12 protein-coding genes and 1 pseudogene are annotated in these 16254 nt (G+C 70.6%); 3 read left to right on the forward strand and 10 right to left on the reverse strand.

Annotated elements, in window-relative coordinates; translation table 11 throughout:
- Positions 1–14: 14 nt before the first annotated feature.
- The 4 genes and pseudogenes from AAC134_RS19415 to AAC134_RS19430 all read right to left on the reverse strand — a co-directional run bounded on the left by AAC134_RS19415 (position 15) and on the right by AAC134_RS19430 (position 4211).
- Entirely contained in the window at positions 15–1361 is a 1347-nt protein-coding gene (locus tag AAC134_RS19415; protein WP_339950784.1) for a sensor histidine kinase, read from the reverse strand.
- A gap of 3 nt (positions 1362–1364) precedes the next feature.
- On the reverse strand, positions 1365–2024 hold the full coding sequence (locus AAC134_RS19420) for a response regulator transcription factor (protein WP_339950785.1): 660 nt from the start codon (positions 2022–2024) through the stop codon (positions 1365–1367).
- 670 nt (positions 2025–2694) lie between these two features.
- Positions 2695–2913, reverse strand: a pseudogene (locus AAC134_RS19425) (DUF2842 domain-containing protein); the annotation flags it as partial.
- 2 nt (positions 2914–2915) lie between these two features.
- Positions 2916–4211 carry an adenylosuccinate synthase gene (locus AAC134_RS19430; protein ID WP_339950786.1) on the reverse strand — a complete coding sequence of 432 codons (1296 nt, stop codon included), beginning with the start codon at positions 4209–4211 and terminating at the stop codon, positions 2916–2918.
- Between the two features lie 239 nt (positions 4212–4450).
- On the opposite strand from AAC134_RS19430, the gene rmuC reads away from it, so the two are divergent.
- Positions 4451–5932 (forward strand): DNA recombination protein RmuC, encoded by a 1482-nt coding sequence (gene rmuC / locus AAC134_RS19435; protein WP_339950787.1) that lies wholly within the window; start codon positions 4451–4453, stop codon positions 5930–5932.
- A 37-nt stretch (positions 5933–5969) separates the two neighbouring features.
- Here rmuC and AAC134_RS19440 read toward each other — a convergent pair whose 3' ends face one another.
- The 4 genes from AAC134_RS19440 to AAC134_RS19455 form a co-directional block, all read right to left on the reverse strand.
- Complete coding sequence (locus AAC134_RS19440; protein WP_339950788.1) at positions 5970–8054, reverse strand: calcium-binding protein; 2085 nt, start codon at positions 8052–8054, stop codon at positions 5970–5972.
- A 230-nt stretch (positions 8055–8284) separates the two neighbouring features.
- Positions 8285–9877 (reverse strand): phosphoglycerate dehydrogenase, encoded by a 1593-nt coding sequence (gene serA, locus AAC134_RS19445; RefSeq protein ID WP_339950789.1) that lies wholly within the window; start codon positions 9875–9877, stop codon positions 8285–8287.
- Between the two features lie 10 nt (positions 9878–9887).
- Entirely contained in the window at positions 9888–10373 is a 486-nt protein-coding gene (locus AAC134_RS19450) for a hypothetical protein (RefSeq protein WP_339950790.1), read from the reverse strand.
- A gap of 22 nt (positions 10374–10395) precedes the next feature.
- Entirely contained in the window at positions 10396–11574 is a 1179-nt protein-coding gene (locus AAC134_RS19455) for a phosphoserine transaminase (protein WP_339950791.1), read from the reverse strand.
- Between the two features lie 237 nt (positions 11575–11811).
- Between AAC134_RS19455 and AAC134_RS19460 the strand changes: the two genes are divergently transcribed.
- Both AAC134_RS19460 and AAC134_RS19465 read left to right on the forward strand, forming a co-directional pair.
- Positions 11812–12273: a hypothetical protein gene (locus AAC134_RS19460; RefSeq protein ID WP_339950792.1), complete on the forward strand. Its 462-nt coding sequence runs from the start codon at positions 11812–11814 to the stop codon at positions 12271–12273.
- A gap of 111 nt (positions 12274–12384) precedes the next feature.
- Positions 12385–12903: a YbaN family protein gene (locus AAC134_RS19465; RefSeq protein ID WP_339950793.1), complete on the forward strand. Its 519-nt coding sequence runs from the start codon at positions 12385–12387 to the stop codon at positions 12901–12903.
- Here the strand turns inward: AAC134_RS19465 and AAC134_RS19470 are convergent.
- Both AAC134_RS19470 and mutS read right to left on the reverse strand, forming a co-directional pair.
- Entirely contained in the window at positions 12881–13156 is a 276-nt protein-coding gene (locus tag AAC134_RS19470; RefSeq protein WP_339950794.1) for an HU family DNA-binding protein, read from the reverse strand. The two genes, AAC134_RS19465 and AAC134_RS19470, sit on opposite strands and share 23 nt — an antisense overlap.
- A 122-nt stretch (positions 13157–13278) precedes the next feature.
- Complete coding sequence (gene mutS, locus AAC134_RS19475; RefSeq protein WP_339950795.1) at positions 13279–15936, reverse strand: DNA mismatch repair protein MutS; 2658 nt, start codon at positions 15934–15936, stop codon at positions 13279–13281.
- Positions 15937–16254: the final 318 nt, after the last annotated feature.

Consider the following 16254-nt stretch of genomic DNA (forward strand, 5'->3'; position numbering starts at 1 on the left):
GCCGCCCGGCGGGCTCAGGTCTCGGACTTCTCTTCGGTGCGGGCGATGGGGAGGCGCACGCGGGCCAGGAGGCCGCCCATCTCCGAATGCTCCAGCGACAGCGTGCCGTCGTAGGCCTCGACAATGTCCGCGCAGATCGCGAGGCCGAGGCCGGTGCCAGGCACCGCCTCGTCCAGGCGGCCGCCTTCGCGCAGGGCGGTGGCGCGATTCTCGGGCGCGATGCCCGGGCCGTCGTCCTCGACCACGATCTCGACCACCCCTTTCTCGCGGCTGGCGGCGACGCGCACGGCGCCCCTGGCCCACTTGAAGGCGTTGTCGATCAGGTTGCCGGCCAGCTCCTCGATATCCTCGCCCTCGGCCCTGGCCCGCAGGCCCGGGGGCACGTCGAGGTCGAGGTCGATGAACTTGTCCGCGTGCACCCGCTCCATCACCCGCGTCAGCCCGCCGAGCAGGGGACCGACCTCGGCCGAGGCGCCCGGCGCGTTGGCGCCGGCCAGGCGCGCGCGGGCGGTGTAGCGGACCATCAGCGCGTCGATCCGGTCCAGCGCCTCGCGGATCTCGGGCTGGGGGCGGTCCATCGCGTCGATCTCGTTGCGCACGATCGCCGCGGGGGTCTTGAGCGCATGGGCGAGATCCGCGGCCTGCCGGCGGGCGGCGCCGATGATCTTGGCGTTGCGCTCGAGCAGGTCGTTGAGATCCTCGACCAGCGGCTCGATGTCGGAGGGATAGCGCCCCTCGATCCGGTCGGTGATCCCCTCGCGATAGTCGCCGAACGCCGCGCGCAGACCGACCAGCGGGCGCAGGGCCATGCCGGTCATCGCCGCGGCCGCCAGCGCCAGCGCGCCCCCCAGCCCGATCAGGGCCGAGAACAGCGAGCGGCGGAACTCCAGCTTGTCGAGGCTCAGCCGCACCACCGCCTCGGCGGCGTAGATCCGGAACACCGTGCCGTCATCGCCCGGCCGCACGGCGCGCACCAGCACCAGGATGCGAAATCCCTCGGGCGCGCGGGCGTAGAAGGACTGCTCGCCCAGCGCCAGTTCGGAATGCGGCAGCACCTCGCCCCCAAGCGAGGGCGAGCGGACGACCCGTCCGTCCGGCAGCTCGATCTGCCAGTAGTAGCCCGACCCCATCTGCAGATACCGCGGGTTCGCCAGCCGCGTCTGGGCGGCGTCGCGCTCCAGCGCTCCGGTGAGGATCAGGGTTTCCAGCTGGTCGAGCTGCGCGGAGAGATTACGCTGGAAGGCGCGCTCCGCGATCCCGTCAAAGGCGGTCAGCAGCAGCCAGCCGCTGACGCCCAGAGCGAAGAGGATCCAGAGGGCGCCGCCCAGAACCGCGCGCGCGCGGAGCGACAGCGCCCCCAAGGATCAACTTCCGTCGAACTGATACCCGCGACCGCGGATCGTCACGATGATCTTCTGGCCCAGCTTCTTGCGCAGCCGGCCGATGAACACCTCGATGGTGTTCGAGTCGCGCTCGGTGTCGTAGCCGTAGACGTGCTCGGACAGCTCGGTGCGGGAGACGACGCGATCCTTGTTCAGGATCAGGTAGCCCAGCACGTTGGTCTCCTGCGCCGTCAGCTGCACCTGCTGGCCGTCCACCGTCACCCGGCCCGAGCGGGTGTCGAACTCGAGCCCGCCCTGCTTGAACACCGGGTTGGGCTGGCCGGAGGAGCGGCGGATCAGGGCGCGCAGGCGCGCCAGCAGCTCATCCATCTGGAACGGTTTGGTGAGGTAGTCGTCCGCGCCCGAGTCGAGGCCGGCGACCTTGTCGCGCCAGGAATCGCGCGCGGTCAGCACCAGCACGGGCGCCTTGATCCCGCCCTCGCGCCAGTCGCGCAGGACGGCGTTGCCATCCTTCTTCGGCAGGCCGAGATCGAGAACGATCGCATCGTAGGGTTCAGTCGACCCGAGGAAGCTTCCCTCCTCGCCGTCGCGGGCGACGTCCACGACGCGCCCATCACTTTCAAGCGCCCGCTGGACCTGTCCAGCCAACACCGCCTCGTCTTCCACCAAGAGAACACGCATCCCGACCTCCGGTCATCACGCTCCGGCGCACACGCAAACGCACGCCGGAGATTATCATCAAGCTGAACGCGATTGGCCACCTGAATTTCGTGTCTGACTTGACCGAGGTTTCGCCCACGAATCTCCAAGAAATTTAACGCGACATGAACGGCGGCACAATCCGGTTTCATGGTTCATTTCTTGTTAAGATTACAATCCGCACCCTTGCCAACGATTGCGTCTATTTTGTGCCCTTCCGCTACGAGAGCACAGCAGAAGCCTGTGTCGCCGCCTGAGAGACGGTTCGTGTTCAGCATCGATTAACACTTGCCAAACCTGCGGTATGTGGCACGATCCAGGGAATTCGGGGTCCCCCAACCCTGAAGCGAGGTTCCGGGCGGTCGCATCACCCCCAGCTTGTCTCGCGGTTGCACTCTCCACGCAGTCGCTTGACCGGCACATCCCACACACACCTGCGGAAGTCCGGAACCTCACCCTTCAAACGGGCGGAACCGTCGCACGCGCGTGGAGAATTGAGGCGATTTCGTGTCGCAATGCGGCAGCCGCGAAAGCCTGGGCTTTCGCGTCTCGCGGCGAATCACTCCGCCGAAGACCCCTTCCGGACGCCCACCTCACCCTCGGATTCCGGCGAGACGACGACAGAATCGGAGTCGGGGGCAGGGGACGAGGCGGGGGCGGCCTCGGGGTCCTCCCGCCCCACGCCGCGGAACACGGCGCGGAACGGAAGGGCCCAGATCACCCCCAGAGCGACATAGATCGCCAGTTCGAGCCACAAGGGCGGACGGTCGAACAGCCCGGTCACGGTGACCGCGGCCACCACGAACAGCGGCAGCCAGACCAGCAGCAGCACCAGCGACCAGCGCCGGCGCGCCTTGTAGCCGAGCGCCATCGTCAGCGGTCCGCGAACGGGTCGGTCACCAGGATGGTGTCCTCCCGCTCGGGGCTGGTCGAGAGCAGGGCCACGGGACAGCCGATCAGCTCCTCGACCCGGCGCACGTACTTGACCGCGGCCGCCGGCAGATCCGCCCAGGAGCGGGCGCCGGCGGTGGAGTCCGACCAGCCCGCCATCTCCTCGTAGATCGGCTCGCAGCGTCGCTGCTGCTCCGAGGCGATGGGCAGGTAGTCGATGACCTTCCCGTCCAGCCGGTAGCCGGTGCAGATCTTCAGCGTCTCGAACCCGTCCAGCACGTCGAGCTTGGTCAGCGCGATGCCGGTGGCGCCCGAGGTCGTGCAGGTCTGGCGCACCAGCGCCGCGTCGAACCAGCCGCAGCGGCGCTTGCGCCCGGTGACGGTGCCGAACTCGCGGCCCCGCTCGCCCAGGCGCTGGCCGTCGGCGTCGTGCAGCTCGGTCGGGAACGGCCCCTCGCCCACGCGGGTGGTGTAGGCCTTCACGATGCCCAGCACGTAGTTCACCGCGGACGGGCCCATGCCCGAGCCGGTGGCCGCCATGCCCGCCAGCGTGTTCGAGCTGGTGACATAGGGATAGGTGCCGAAGTCGATGTCGAGCAGCGCGCCCTGGGCGCCCTCGAACAGGATCCGGTCGCCGGCGGCGCGACGCTCGGCCAGGATCTTCCAGACCGGCTGGGCGTAGGGCAGGATCTGCCCGGCGATCTCGTGGAGCTGCGCGGTCAGCGCGGCGCGGTCGATCTCCTCCAGCCCCAGGCCGCGGCGCAGGGCGTCGTGGTGGGTCAGGAGGCGGTCGATGCGGCCCTCGAGCGTCGCCGCATCCGCCAGGTCCGCGACGCGGATCGCCCGGCGGCCGACCTTGTCCTCATAGGCCGGGCCGATGCCCCGGCCGGTGGTGCCGATCTTGGCGGTCGAGTTCTGGGACTCCCGCGCGCGATCCAGCTCGCCATGGACGGGCAGGATCAGGGGCGCGTTCTCGGCGATCATCAGGTTGGACGGCTCGACCGTCACGCCCTGGCCGCGCAGCTTCTCGATCTCGGCGATCAGCGCCCAGGGATCGAGCACCACGCCGTTGCCGATCACCGACAGCTTGCCCTCGCGCACGATGCCGGACGGCAGCAGCGAGAGCTTGTAGGTGACGCCATCGATCACCAGCGTGTGGCCGGCGTTGTGGCCGCCCTGGAAACGGACGATCACGTCGGCCCGCTCGCTGAGCCAGTCGACGAGCTTCCCTTTGCCTTCGTCGCCCCACTGGGCGCCGACGACGACGACATTGGCCATGACGGCTGCTCCTGCTTTCGGGATCGCAAACGGGCGCGGTTCTAACCCATCCCCCGCCCGGTTCCCATCCCCGGTTTCGTCGCGGGGGCGGGGCGGGGCGCGGGCATTGCGTGGCGGGCCTATCGGCTTCATCATATGGTGGTGAAAAGCGGAGGGACCGCAAGATGATGGATGACGCGGTGAAGGCGGGATCGCAACTTCTTGCCTCGCTTCGGGCCTGGGCCGGGGAGGGGGCGGGCATGCCGCCCCTCTGGCTGGCGTTCGGGCTGGCCCTCGGCGCGGGCGCGCTGTGGCTTGTCGCGGCGCGCCCGGCGCGGCGGCGGGCGGACCGGGCCGAGGGCGCGCTGGTCGAGGCGCGCGAGGACGCCGCCGCGCTCGACCGGGAGCTGGCGGTGTCCGAGGCCCGCTCCGGGCGCCTCGAGGCCGCCGAGGCCGAGATCCGCGCCCTGCGCGAGCGCCTGTCAGAGGCCGCCGAGACCCGCGCCGAACTGAAGTCCGCGCTCGAGACCGAACGTCGCCAGCATGGCGCGCGGGTCGAGGAGCTGCGGCGGATGGAGGGCGAGGTCGAGCAGAAGTTCGCCGCGCTCGCCGCCGACGCGCTGGGCCGCAACGCCGAGAGCTTCCTCGGCCTCGTCTCCGAGCGCTTCAACCAGCACAAGCAGACCGCGGACGAGGACCTGGCCCGCCGGCAGAAAGCGATCGAGGGGCTGCTGCTGCCGATCCGCGAGAACCTCGGCAAGTTCGAGACGGCGGTGGGGGAGATCGAGAAGGCCCGCCACGACGCCTATGGAGCCATCCGCACCCAGGTGCAGGCGCTGGCCGAGGGGCAGGCGCGGCTGAACTCCGAGACCGGCCGCCTGGTCCAGGCCCTGCGCGCGCCCAAGACCCGCGGCCGCTGGGGGGAGTACCAGCTGCGTCAGGTCTTCGAGATGGCCGGGATGATGGAGCATGTCGACTTCCTCACCGAGCACAGCTTCGACACCGAGGACGGCCGCCGCCGCCCCGACGCGCTGGTCCGCCTGCCTGGCGGGAAATCGGTGGTGGTCGACGCCAAGACCCCGCTCGACGCCTACCTGACCGCGCTGGAGGCGACCGAGCCCGCCGCCCAGGCCGAGGCGCTCGCGCGGCACGCCCGCCAGCTCAAGACCCATGTCCGCCAGCTGGGCGCCAAGGAATACTGGAACGCCCTGCCCGAGACGCCGGACTTCGTGGTGCTGTTCGTGCCGGGGGAGGCGTTCTACTCGGCCGCGATGGAGCAGGACCCCGAGATCTTCGAGACGGCGCTGGCGGCGCGGGTGCTGGTGTGCTCGCCCACCACCTTGATCGCGCTGGTGAAATCCATCGCCTACGGCTGGCAGCAGGAGGTGCTGGCCAGGAACGCCCGCGAGGTCGCCGACCAGGCGCGAGAGCTCTATGACCGGCTGAACACCTTTGGCGGGCACATGGACGGGGTGGGCCGCGGACTGCGCCAGGCGGTCGAGCGCTACAACCGGGCGGTCGGGTCGCTGCAATCGCGGGTCCTGCCGGCGGCGCGGCGGTTCGAGAGCCTGGGGGTGACGCCGGAGGGCGCCGAGATGCCCGGACCGCAGCCGGTGGAGCACGTCCCCGCCGGCGGGCGCGAGACGGAGGCGCCGGACCTGCCCGGCAGCTTCGCCGCGGGCGCCTGGGGCCAGGTGGCCGGCTCGGGGGGCGTCGAGCCCCCGTCGCCGGCGCGTCGCTGACGCGACGCCGCGCGGACCGGCCGCGCGGCGCCCGGGATCAGAGGTCGAAGTCGTCCGCGCTCAGGCCGGCGAAGTCACCCTCAACCCGCAGCGAGAACCCGCCGGGCCCGCTGACGATGGCGTGGTCGCCGTTCTCGGAGATCGACAGCTCCGAGAAGTCGGAGACGAAGTCGAGCCGGATCTCGTCCTCGCCCTGGGCAAAGTCCGTGATCGTGTCGACCCCGAGGTCGGCCGACCGGATGCGGAACATGTCCGCGCCGCCGCCGCCCGTCAGGATGTCGTCGCCACCCAGCCCCTCGAACCGGTTGTCGCCGTCGTCGCCGATGATCGTGTCGCCGGAGTCCGAGCCGCGCACCCGCTCGATCGAGATCAGCGTGTCGGTGTCGCCGAAGCCGTCCACCGCCGTGCCGGCGGCGAGGTTCACGGTCACGCCCGCCGTGCCGCCGGTCCGCGCGTCGCGGTCGTAGCGCACCTCGTCCACGCCGCCGCGGCCGTCCAGGGTGTCGTCGCCCTCCAGGCCGCGGAAGGTGTTCTCCTCGGCGTCGCCCAGGATCGTGTCGTCCCACTGCGAGCCGCGGATGACGTTGATGTTCGTCAGCGTGTCGGTGTCGCCGTAGGTGTCGGTGGCGGTCCCGGCCTCGAGGTCGACCGTGACGCCCGCGCCGCCCGTCTCGGAGGAATACGAGACCTGGTCGAAGCCGGCCGAGCCGCCGTCCACCGAGTCGTCGCCCGCGCCCAGCACGAACCAGTTGTCGTATTCGTTGCCGACGATGACGTCGTCCTGGTCGGTGCCGATCACCTCCTCGATCGAGATCAGCGTGTCGGTGTCGCCGAAGGTGTCGGTGGCGATCCCGGTGGCGAGGTTCACGGTGACGCCGGCGCCGCCGCTCTCCTGGCTGTAGTCGACGAGGTCGTATTCGTCATGGGAATCCGCGCCGCCGTCGATCTCGTCGTCGCCCGCGCCGCCCACGAAGCCGTCGTCGCCGGCATAGCCGCGCAGGCGGTTGTCGGCGGCGTTGCCGATGATCGCGTCGTCGTAGACGGTGCCGCGCACCCGCTCGAAGTTCAGGATCGTGTCGGTGTCGCCGAAGCCGTCGGTGGCGGTCCCCTCGGCGAGGTTCACGTAGACGCCCGAGTCGCCGCCGTAGCTGGCGTCGCGGTCATAACGGACCTCGTCGACGCCGCCCTTGCCGTCCATCGTGTCGTCGCCGGCGAGCCCGCGGAACACCTCGCCCGCGTCGCTGCCCTCGATCAGGTCGTCCCACTCCGAGCCGCGGATGACGTTGATGTTCACCAGCGTGTCGGTGTCGCCGTAGGTGTCGGTGGCGGTCCCGGCCTCGAGGTCGACGACGATGCCGGCGCCGCCCCGCTCCCAGTGATAGGCCACCTGGTTGTAGCCGGAGCCCTTGCCGTCGACGTAGTCGTCGCCCTTGTCGAGGATGAAGTAGTTCTCGGCGTCGTTGCCGATGATCTTGTCGTTCTTGCGGGTGCCGATGACCTCCTCGATGTCCTTGAGGGTGTCCGTGTTCCCGTAGGTGTCCTTGGCCTTGCCGGCGGTGAGGTTGACGGTGACGCCCTTCTTGCCGCCCTCGCGCCCGTAGTCGACCTGGTCCTCGAGGCCCGCGCCGCCGTCGATCAGGTCCTTGCCCTTGTCGCCGGTCAGCCGGTCCCAGCCGTCGCCGCCGAACAGCTTGTCGGCGTGCTTGGTGCCGATGACGTCGTCGTCGCCGTCCGAGCCCTCGACCCGCAGCTTCGTGCCGCCGAGCAGCTTGTCGAGCAGCTTCCAGTTGCCCTTCTCGGCCTTGACGATGGCTTTCTCGAGCTTGGCGACGGGGATCTTGATGTCGGAGATCGCGGCCACGGAGCGGCCGTCGAGCGTGAAGTCAAAGTCGGTGATCTTGCCGCCGACGAACTTGTCCTTCTTCTCGTTGTACTTGATCTTGGCGCCGGAGAGCTCCAGCTGCAGGCCGTCGACCGTATCGCTCCGCAACAGGAGGGACTTCTTGGAGATGTCCTTGCTGCGCAGGTCGCCCTGGACCAGGCCGTTCTCGATCAGATCCGCGAGGCTTCCCCCCTCGAACAGCTCCACGAGCGTCTGTTTCTTGCCTTTGCCTTTGGCCATGTCGCGGACGTCCTCTGCTTTGCAGCGGCCGGGCGACCAGGATTCCGCCCCGGCGCGCCGAAATCATCCCCTTGAATGACTACGGCGAAGAACCCTTCGGTCCTCCGCCGCATCTGCGCAGCGCCTCGTAGCACGAGATTGCCGCGACGAAAGCCATTTTACCGTTAACGCAGCGGAAATTCATCCCACTGAATGGAGCGCCGTGACCCGCAGGCCACGGCGCCCGGCGATCAGAACCGGATCGCCTTGGCCTGGGTCACCTGCGGCAGGTCGCGGATCTGGCCGACCATCGCCTCGGTCAGCTGCTCGTCCACGCCCAGCAGCGCGATCGCCTCGCCGCCCTTGTCCGAGCGGCCCAGCGCGAAGGTGGCGATGTTGATCCCCAGCTCCCCCAGCTTGGCGCCCAGCGAGCCGATGTAGCCCGGCGCGTCGTTGTTGGTGGTGTAGAGCATGAACGGCGAGGGATCGGCCTCGAGGTTGATGCCCTTGATCTGGATGATCCGGGGCTTGTTGTCCGAGAACACCGTCCCCGCGATCGAGCGGGTCTGCTTCTCGGTCGTCACCACCAGCCGCACATAGGAGCCATATGCGCCCTGCGCGTCCTTGCGCGTCTCGGAGATCTTGATGCCGCGCTCGCGCGCCACCACCGGGGCCGAGACCATGTTGACGCCGCCCTCGCCGACCAGCGGCTTCATCAGGCAGGCGACCAGCGTGGCGGTCAGCGGCTTGAGGTTCAGCTGCCCGACGCGGCCGACATACTCGATCTCGATCGAGGTGATGGCGGTCTCGGTCACCTGGCCCGCGAAGCCGCCCAGGCTCTCGCACACGGCGATCCAGGGCTTGAGCAGCGGGGCTTCCTCGGCGGTCACCGAGGGGGCGTTGATCGCGTTCGAGATCGCGCCCTTCATCAGGTAGTCCGACATCTGCTCGGCCACCTGCAGGGCCACGTTCTCCTGCGCCTCGGAGGTGGCGGCGCCCAGGTGCGGGGTGCACACGCAGTTGGGGGCCGAGAACAGCACGTTCTCCTTGGCCGGCTCCTTGTCGAAGACGTCGAAGGCGGCGGCGGCGAGACGACCCTCGTGCAGGGCCTTGGCCACCGCCTCCTCGTCCACCAGGCCGCCGCGGGCGCAGTTCACCAGCCGCGCGCCGGGCTTCATCTTGGCGATGCGCTCGGCCGAGAGGATGTTGGCGGTCTGCGGGGTCTTGGGCATGTGCAGGGTGACGAAGTCGGCGCGGGCCAGCAGCGCCTCGAGGTCGTCGAACTTCTCGACGCCCAGTTCCTGCGCGCGCTCATGGCTCAGGAACGGGTCGTAGGCGACGACCTTCATCTTCAGGCCGATGGCGCGCGAGGCGACGACCGAGCCGATGTTGCCGCAGCCCAGGATCCCCAGCGTCTTGCCGGTGATCTCGACGCCCATGAACTTCGACTTCTCCCACTTGCCGGCGCGGGTGGACGCATCGGCCTCGGGGATCTGGCGGGCGCAGGCGAACATCATCGCGATGGCATGCTCGGCGGTGGTGATCGAGTTGCCGAAAGGCGTGTTCATCACCACGATCCCCTTGGCCGAGGCCGCGGGGATGTCGACGTTGTCCACGCCGATGCCGGCGCGGCCGATGACCTTGAGGTTGTCGGCCTTGGCCAGCAGATCCGCGGTCGCCTTGGTGGCCGAGCGGATGGCCAGCCCGTCGTAGTTGCCGATGATCTCGGCGAGCTTCTCGGGGTCCTTGCCCAGCGCGGGCTGGAAGTCGACCTCGACGCCGTTGTCGCGGAAGATCTGGACGGCGGCGTCCGAAAGGGCGTCGGAAATCAGAACCTTGGGCATGTGCGGGTCCTCAGATGGGCAGCGCGCGGTCGACGGCCTGGCTGGCGGCGGTCGTTCCCGCGTCCATGTCGGAACCGGTCTTCCAGGCGGCCCCGAAGGGGACCCGGACGACCTGGGTGCGAGGGGAGCGAAGGCGCAGCGTGGTGCCCGCCTTCGAATTGGCGAAGGAGACCATCTCGATGTCGTGGTGCATCTGGAACCAGTCGACGTCGCGGAAGCCGAAGCACCCCGCCACGCCCTTGGTCTCGACGAGCCAGCCGGCGAAGAACTCGCCGTCGTCCGTCGTGCAGCGAACGCCGCGCTCCAGCTTGCAGCCGAAGGTGATCTCGATGACCTCCCCCTCGCCGAAGGCGATCTCGATCTCGCCGGTCATGCAGGCGTCGACCGAAAGGCCCTCGGGCAGTTCGGGGTGGGCGGGACCGATCGGTCCCACCGCTCCGACCGGCGACGACAGCGTCACCGGTCCGAACGGCGCGTCGATGCGCGCTTCGGCCATCAGTAGTCTCCTTCTCGGAGGATCAGGCCGCGGCCATTTCCGACTTCGCGGCGGCGAAGGCCCAGTCGAGCCAGGGGATCAGCGCCTCGACGTCGGCCGTGTCGACCGTCGCCCCGCACCAGATCCGCAGACCGGCGGGCGCGTCGCGGTAGCCGTTGATGTCCAGCGCGGCGCCCTCTTTCTCCAGCAACGTGACCATCTTCTTGACGAAGGCCCGCTGGCCGGCGTCGTCGAGGGCCGCCACCGCCGGGTCCGCCACCTTCAGGCAGACAGAGGTGTTGGAGCGGGCCTCGGGCGCGGCAACCAGGTTCTCGACCCAGTCCGTCGCGTCCACCCAGGCCTGCAGCGCGTCGGCGTTGGCGTTGGCGCGGGCCTGCACGGCCTTGGCGCCGCCGATCTCCCTGAACCACTCCAGCGCGTCGAGCGCGTCGGCGACGCAGAGCATCGAGGGGGTGTTGATCGTCTCGCCCTTGAACACGCCCTCGATCAGCTTGCCGCCCTTGGTCAGGCGGAAGATCTTGGGCAGGGGGCGGGGAGGCGTGTAGCTCTCCAGCCGCTCGACCGCGCGGGGGGAGAGGACCAGCACGCCATGGCCGCCCTCGCCGCCCATCACCTTCTGCCAGGAGAAGGTCAGCACGTCGATCTTGGCCCAGTCGATCTCCTGCGCGAAGGCCGCCGAGGTGGCGTCGGAGAACACCAGCCCCTCGCGATCCGCGGGGATCCAGTCGAGGTTCGGCACCCTGGCGCCCGAGGTGGTGCCGTTCTGGGTGAACAGCACGTCGGCGGTCCCGGCGCGCACCTGCGCGAAGTCGGGAAGCTCGCCATACTCGGCGGTGATCACCCGGCAGTCGTCGAGCTTGAGCTGCTTGGTCGCATCGGTGGCCCAGCCGGCGCCGAAGCTCTCCCAGGCCAGGATGTCGACGGGCTTGGCGCCCAGCATCGACCACATCGCCATCTCGAAGGCGCCGGTGTCGGAGGCGGGAACGATGCCCACCTTGTAGCCCTCGGGCACGCCCAGCAGCTCGGCGGTCAGGTCGATGACCTGCTTGAGCTGCGCCTTGGGGCCCGAGGCGCGGTGGGAGCGGCCCAGCCACGCCTTCGCGGCGACCGCTTCAAGCGACCAGCCGGGGCGTTTCGGACAGGGACCGGAAGAGAATTCTGCACGCGCAGGCAGGGCCTGCGGCTTGGCGGGGAACGTCATAAGACGCGCTCCAACGTCAGGGCGAGGTTGCTGAGCCAGCCGCCGCTCGCCCTTACCCGGCGACTTGCCCGCAGCCCCGATACGCCCGGCGCGGGGTGCGGTCAAGACGGAAAGATCTCCCGATCCGTCGCATTCGCGCGACGCTTCGCGTCCGAACGCGGGGCGCCCGCGCCCGGGGGCTCGCCATCCGGGGTCCAGGCGTGTTTGCTGTCTCCGTCCCCGAGACGGAGCCGCCGAATGACCCGCCAGACCCCCGCCCTGCTCCTCCTGGCCGCGCCGCTGCTGGCGCTCGCCGCCTGCGCGACGCCCGAGCAGCCGCCGGCCCCCTCCGGCCCGCCGGCCTGGGCCGATTTCCGCACCGAGGCCGCGCCGGTCGAATGGGACGACGTGCAGATCCTCTCGGCCACCCCGCGCGAGAGCATCGGGGGCCCCGAAGTGGTTCTGGAGGTCAGCTTCGCCACCACCTGCGAGGGCAGCACCTACGCGGTGTTCTGGAACCAGATCGCCACCCGCTCTCTGCCGCCGCAGACGGTGTTCACGCTGCGCCGCGACGGCCACGGGGCCGACTGCGCCACGCCCGGCACGGCCAGCGTCGCCTTTCCCATCGAGGAGCCGGCCGACAGCCTGGGCCCCTTCGTCGGCCGCGTCACCGCCGACGGCGAGACGGGGGTCGAGTTCCGCTGGCCCCCCGAGAGCTGAGACGACGGGCTGAGACGACGGGCCGAGACGACATGCTGAACCGGGGCCGGGCCGCGCGGCGCCGTCCTGACGGAAGCCGGCGGGCGGCCGCGACAGAGTGCGTGCAATCGCGTGCGATCCGGGCTCGCCCGCGGCGCGCGGGCGCCCTACATCGGGGCGGTGAAGATCTTCTGGTTCTCTCTCGGGGCGCTGTGCGTCGCGGTCGGCGTCGCCGGCGTCATCCTTCCCGGCCTGCCGGGAACGGTGTTCCTGCTCGCGGCCGCCTGGTGCTTCGCCCGATCTTCGGATCGCGCCCATCGCTGGCTGGTGGGTCACCGCTGGCTCGGGCCGCCGATCACCGACTGGCAGGCCCATGGGGTGATCCGACGGCGAGCCAAGTGGACCGCCTCGGTGGTGATGGCCGGCGCCGTGGCCGTGACCACGGCGATGGCCGTGCCCTGGTGGGGCGTCTGCCTGCAGGCGGCGACGCTCGCCTGCGTGGCACTGTTCCTGTGGACCCGGCCCGAAACGCCTCCGCGCGGGGCCGACCCATCGACGGAGTCCCCGTCGGCGGAGACGGTCCCGGCCCCCACCCCGGCCGGTGACGCGTCCGCCGAAGGATCCGGGCTCAGCCCCGGATCGCGGACTTGAAGGTCGTCGAGAACTTGAACTTCGGCGCGGTGTGCGCCTCGGCCATCTTCTTCTCGCCGGTCTGGGGATTGCGCACTTCGCGCTCGGGCTTCTCGACCGCCTCGAGCTTGCCGACGCCCGGCAGGGTCACCGACTTGCCGCCCTTGAGCGCGGTCTCCGAGACGCCGCCGAGCGCGCCGAGCACCGCCGTCACCGACGCCTTGGTCTCGCCGCTCGCTTCCGCCAGCGCGGTCACCAGTTCATCTTTCTTCACGAAACGCCCTCCGCTGTTTTGGTCCGTGATCGTCGTTCGCGACGCCCCCACAACACCGTGCGAGAGGCGGATGTCAACCCGCGGCGCAACGGCCGCAAGGGCATGCGCGCGGGCCGGCGCGCTCACCCGCCGCCCTCGCCGCGACGCAGCATCGCCGAAAGCTCGTAGACCAGATCCAGCGCCTGCCTCGGCGTCAGTTCGTCCGGCGCGATCATCTCCAGCCGCGCCTCGAGATCCGAGGGCGCGGAGGCGGCCGGCGCCTTGCGCGGCGGCGGCGCGGCCGAGAACAGCGGCAGGTCGTCGACCAGCGCCCGGGCCTTGCCGCCCCCCTGCCGGTCGCCTTCCTCGAGCGCGTCGAGCACCTCGCGCGCCCGCTCGATGACCGAGGGCGGCAGTCCCGCCAGACGCGCCACCTGAACGCCGTAGGAGCGGTCGGCGGCGCCCGGCCGGACCTCGTGCAGGAAGATCACGTCGCCCTGCCACTCGCGCACCGCCATGGTCGCGCAGCGCAACCCGTCCAGACGGTCGGCCAGCGCGGTAAGCTCATGATAATGCGTGGCGAACAGCGTCCGGCAGCGGTTGGCGTCATGCAGGTGCTCGAGCGTCGCCCAGGCGATGGAGAGCCCGTCGTAGGTGGCCGTCCCGCGCCCGATCTCGTCGAGGATCACCAGCGCCCCGGGACCGGCCTGGTTCAGGATCGCGGCGGTCTCGACCATCTCGACCATGAAGGTCGAGCGTCCCCGCGCCAGGTCGTCCGCCGCCCCGACGCGCGAGAACAGCTGGTCGACCACCCCGATGCGGGCGAGCGCCGCGGGCACGTAGGCTCCGACCTGCGCCAGCGCGGCGATCAGCGCGTTCTGGCGCAGGTAGGTCGACTTGCCCGCCATGTTCGGACCGGTCAGCAGCCACACCGGCAGGGCCGCGGCCCCGTCGGGCGCATCGGCGCTGAGGTCGCAGTCGTTGGGCACGAAGCTCTCGCCTTGTCGTCGCAGGGCCTGCTCGACCACCGGATGCCGGCCGCCCTCGATCACGAAGGCCCGGCCCGGTTCGATCTGCGGGCGGGTCCAGTCCAGCTCGACCGCGATCTCGGCAAAGCCGGCCGAGAGGTCCAGCTCGGCCAGCGCCCGGGCGGCGGCCGCAAGCGAGGGAGCCTCGGCCAGGGTCTGCTCGCGCAGCGCCTCGAAGATGCGCTTCTCGGCCTCCAGCGCGCGGGAGCCGGCGTTGAGGATCCGCGCCTCGAGGTCCGAGAGCTCGACCGTCGTGAAGCGCACCGCGCCGGCCATGGTCTGGCGGTGGATGAAGTGCTCGGAATGGGGGGGCTTGAGCAGCTTGTCGGCGTGGGTGGCGCTGACCTCGATGAAATAGCCCAGCACGTTGTTGTGCTTGATTTTCAGGGCATTGATCCCGGCCCGCTCGGCGTATCCGGCCTGCAGCGAGGCGATCACCCCCCGGCCCTTGTCGCGAAGCTCGCGCGCCTCGTCCAGCTCCTCGTCCGCGCCGGGCGCGATGGCGCCGCCGTCGCGGATCAGGAACGGAGGCTCGGCGACCAGCGCGTCCTCGAGCGTGACCTGCAGGCCCTCGTGGCCCTCGAGCCCCTGGCGGGCCAGTTGCAGGCGCTCGGGCAGTTCCTCCTGCGCCAGCCGTTCCGCAAGCCGCCCGGCCTGGGCCAGCGCGTCGCGGATCGCGCCGAGGTCCCGCGGCCCGCCGCGGCCCAGCGCCAGCCGGGTCAGCGCGCGCTCCATCTCCGGCGCCTGGCGCAGCGCGTCGCGCAGGTCCTGGGCGAGACGACGATCCTCGACCAGCGCCTGCACCGCGTCGAGCCGCGCCGCGATCTCCGCCCGGTCGGTGGAGGGCGCCGAGAGCCGCGTCTCCAGCAACCGCGCGCCGGCCGCCGTGACGGTGCGGTCGACGGAGGCGAGCAGCGACCCCTCGCGCCCGCCCGACATCGCGCGGGTCAGCTCCAGGTTCCGCCGCGTGGCGGCATCGATGCGCATGGCCCCGCCGGCGGGCTCCTGCACCGGGGGTTTCACAAGGGGGAGCTGGCCGCGCTGGGTCAGCTCGACATAGGCGATGGCCGCGCCCATGGCCGAGAGCTGCGCGCGCGTGAACCCGCCGAACGCGTCCAGCGCCTTGACGCCGAACAATCTTTCCAGCCGCTGGCGAGCGCCCTCGCTGTCCCAGGCGGCCTTCGCCACAGGGGTGGCGGCGGCGCCGGTCTCGGCCACCTGCGCCTCCAGCGCACGGTCCTCCTCGCCGGTCTCGGGGATCAGCACCTCGGAGGGGGCAAGGCGGGCCAGCATCGGACCGAGCCCGCTTCGCGGACAGTCGGCGACATGGAAATCGCCGGTCGAGACGTCCAGCCAGGCCAGCGCCCCCTCTCCCCGGATCTCCCCGTAGGCGGCGAGGTGGTTGTGGCGGCGCGCATCCAGCAGCGCCTCCTCGGTCAGGGTGCCGGGGGTGACCAGGCGCACCACGTCGCGCTTCACCACGGACTTGTAGCCGCGCTTCTTGGCCTCGGCCGGATCCTCCAGCTGCTCGCACACGGCGACCCGAAACCCCTTGCGGATCAGCTGGGCAAGGTAGCCCTCGTGGCTGTGGGCCGGAACCCCGCACATCGAGATGTCTTCGCCCAGATGCTTGCCCCGCTTGGTCAGGGCGATGTCGAGGGCGGCGGCGGCCTGCACGGCGTCCTCGAAGAACAGCTCGTAGAAGTCGCCCATGCGGTAGAACAGCAGGCTGTCGGGATGGCGCGACTTGATCTCGAGGTACTGCGCCATCATCGGCGTGACCGCGCCCCCCGAGGGGTCCGCGGATCGGGTCGGTGCATCGGTCGCCTGCGCTCTGCTCGCCATGAGACGCGGATAGCATGGCCGCCGCGGCGGGCGGAAGGCCCGGCCGAGCGGCGGGCGCGAAGGCCGCGCCCAGGTCCGGCGCTCCCTCCCCCCGCCTCCCGGGCGCGCGTGGCCCGGACGCCGCGGCCGAGGTCGGCTCGCCGGCAGGTTCCGGTTCGCGAGATCCAGCGCGCACGCTCCCCCCTTTCGCGCGAAACGACAGGCGCGCGCCCCCTGGCGGCGGCCGGGGGCGGGTGGGTGGGAGGC

The organism is uncultured Albimonas sp., from assembly GCF_963977235.1.
Classification (GTDB): domain Bacteria; phylum Pseudomonadota; class Alphaproteobacteria; order Rhodobacterales; family Rhodobacteraceae; genus Albimonas.

Excerpts from the sequence above, each read along its gene's own strand:
- AAC134_RS19440 (WP_339950788.1), bottom strand. The coding sequence starts at position 8,054 with ATGGCCAAAGGCAAAGGCAAGAAACAGACGCTCGTGGAGCTGTTCGAG.
- AAC134_RS19420 (WP_339950785.1), bottom strand. The coding sequence starts at position 2,024 with ATGCGTGTTCTCTTGGTGGAAGACGAGGCGGTGTTGGCTGGACAGGTC.
- rmuC (WP_339950787.1), top strand. The coding sequence starts at position 4,451 with ATGCCGCCCCTCTGGCTGGCGTTCGGGCTGGCCCTCGGCGCGGGCGCG.
- AAC134_RS19430 (WP_339950786.1), bottom strand. The coding sequence starts at position 4,211 with ATGGCCAATGTCGTCGTCGTCGGCGCCCAGTGGGGCGACGAAGGCAAA.
- AAC134_RS19460 (WP_339950792.1), top strand. The coding sequence starts at position 11,812 with ATGACCCGCCAGACCCCCGCCCTGCTCCTCCTGGCCGCGCCGCTGCTG.
- AAC134_RS19455 (WP_339950791.1), bottom strand. The coding sequence starts at position 11,574 with ATGACGTTCCCCGCCAAGCCGCAGGCCCTGCCTGCGCGTGCAGAATTC.
- AAC134_RS19450 (WP_339950790.1), bottom strand. The coding sequence starts at position 10,373 with ATGGCCGAAGCGCGCATCGACGCGCCGTTCGGACCGGTGACGCTGTCG.
- serA (WP_339950789.1), bottom strand. The coding sequence starts at position 9,877 with ATGCCCAAGGTTCTGATTTCCGACGCCCTTTCGGACGCCGCCGTCCAG.
- mutS (WP_339950795.1), bottom strand. The coding sequence starts at position 15,936 with ATGATGGCGCAGTACCTCGAGATCAAGTCGCGCCATCCCGACAGCCTG.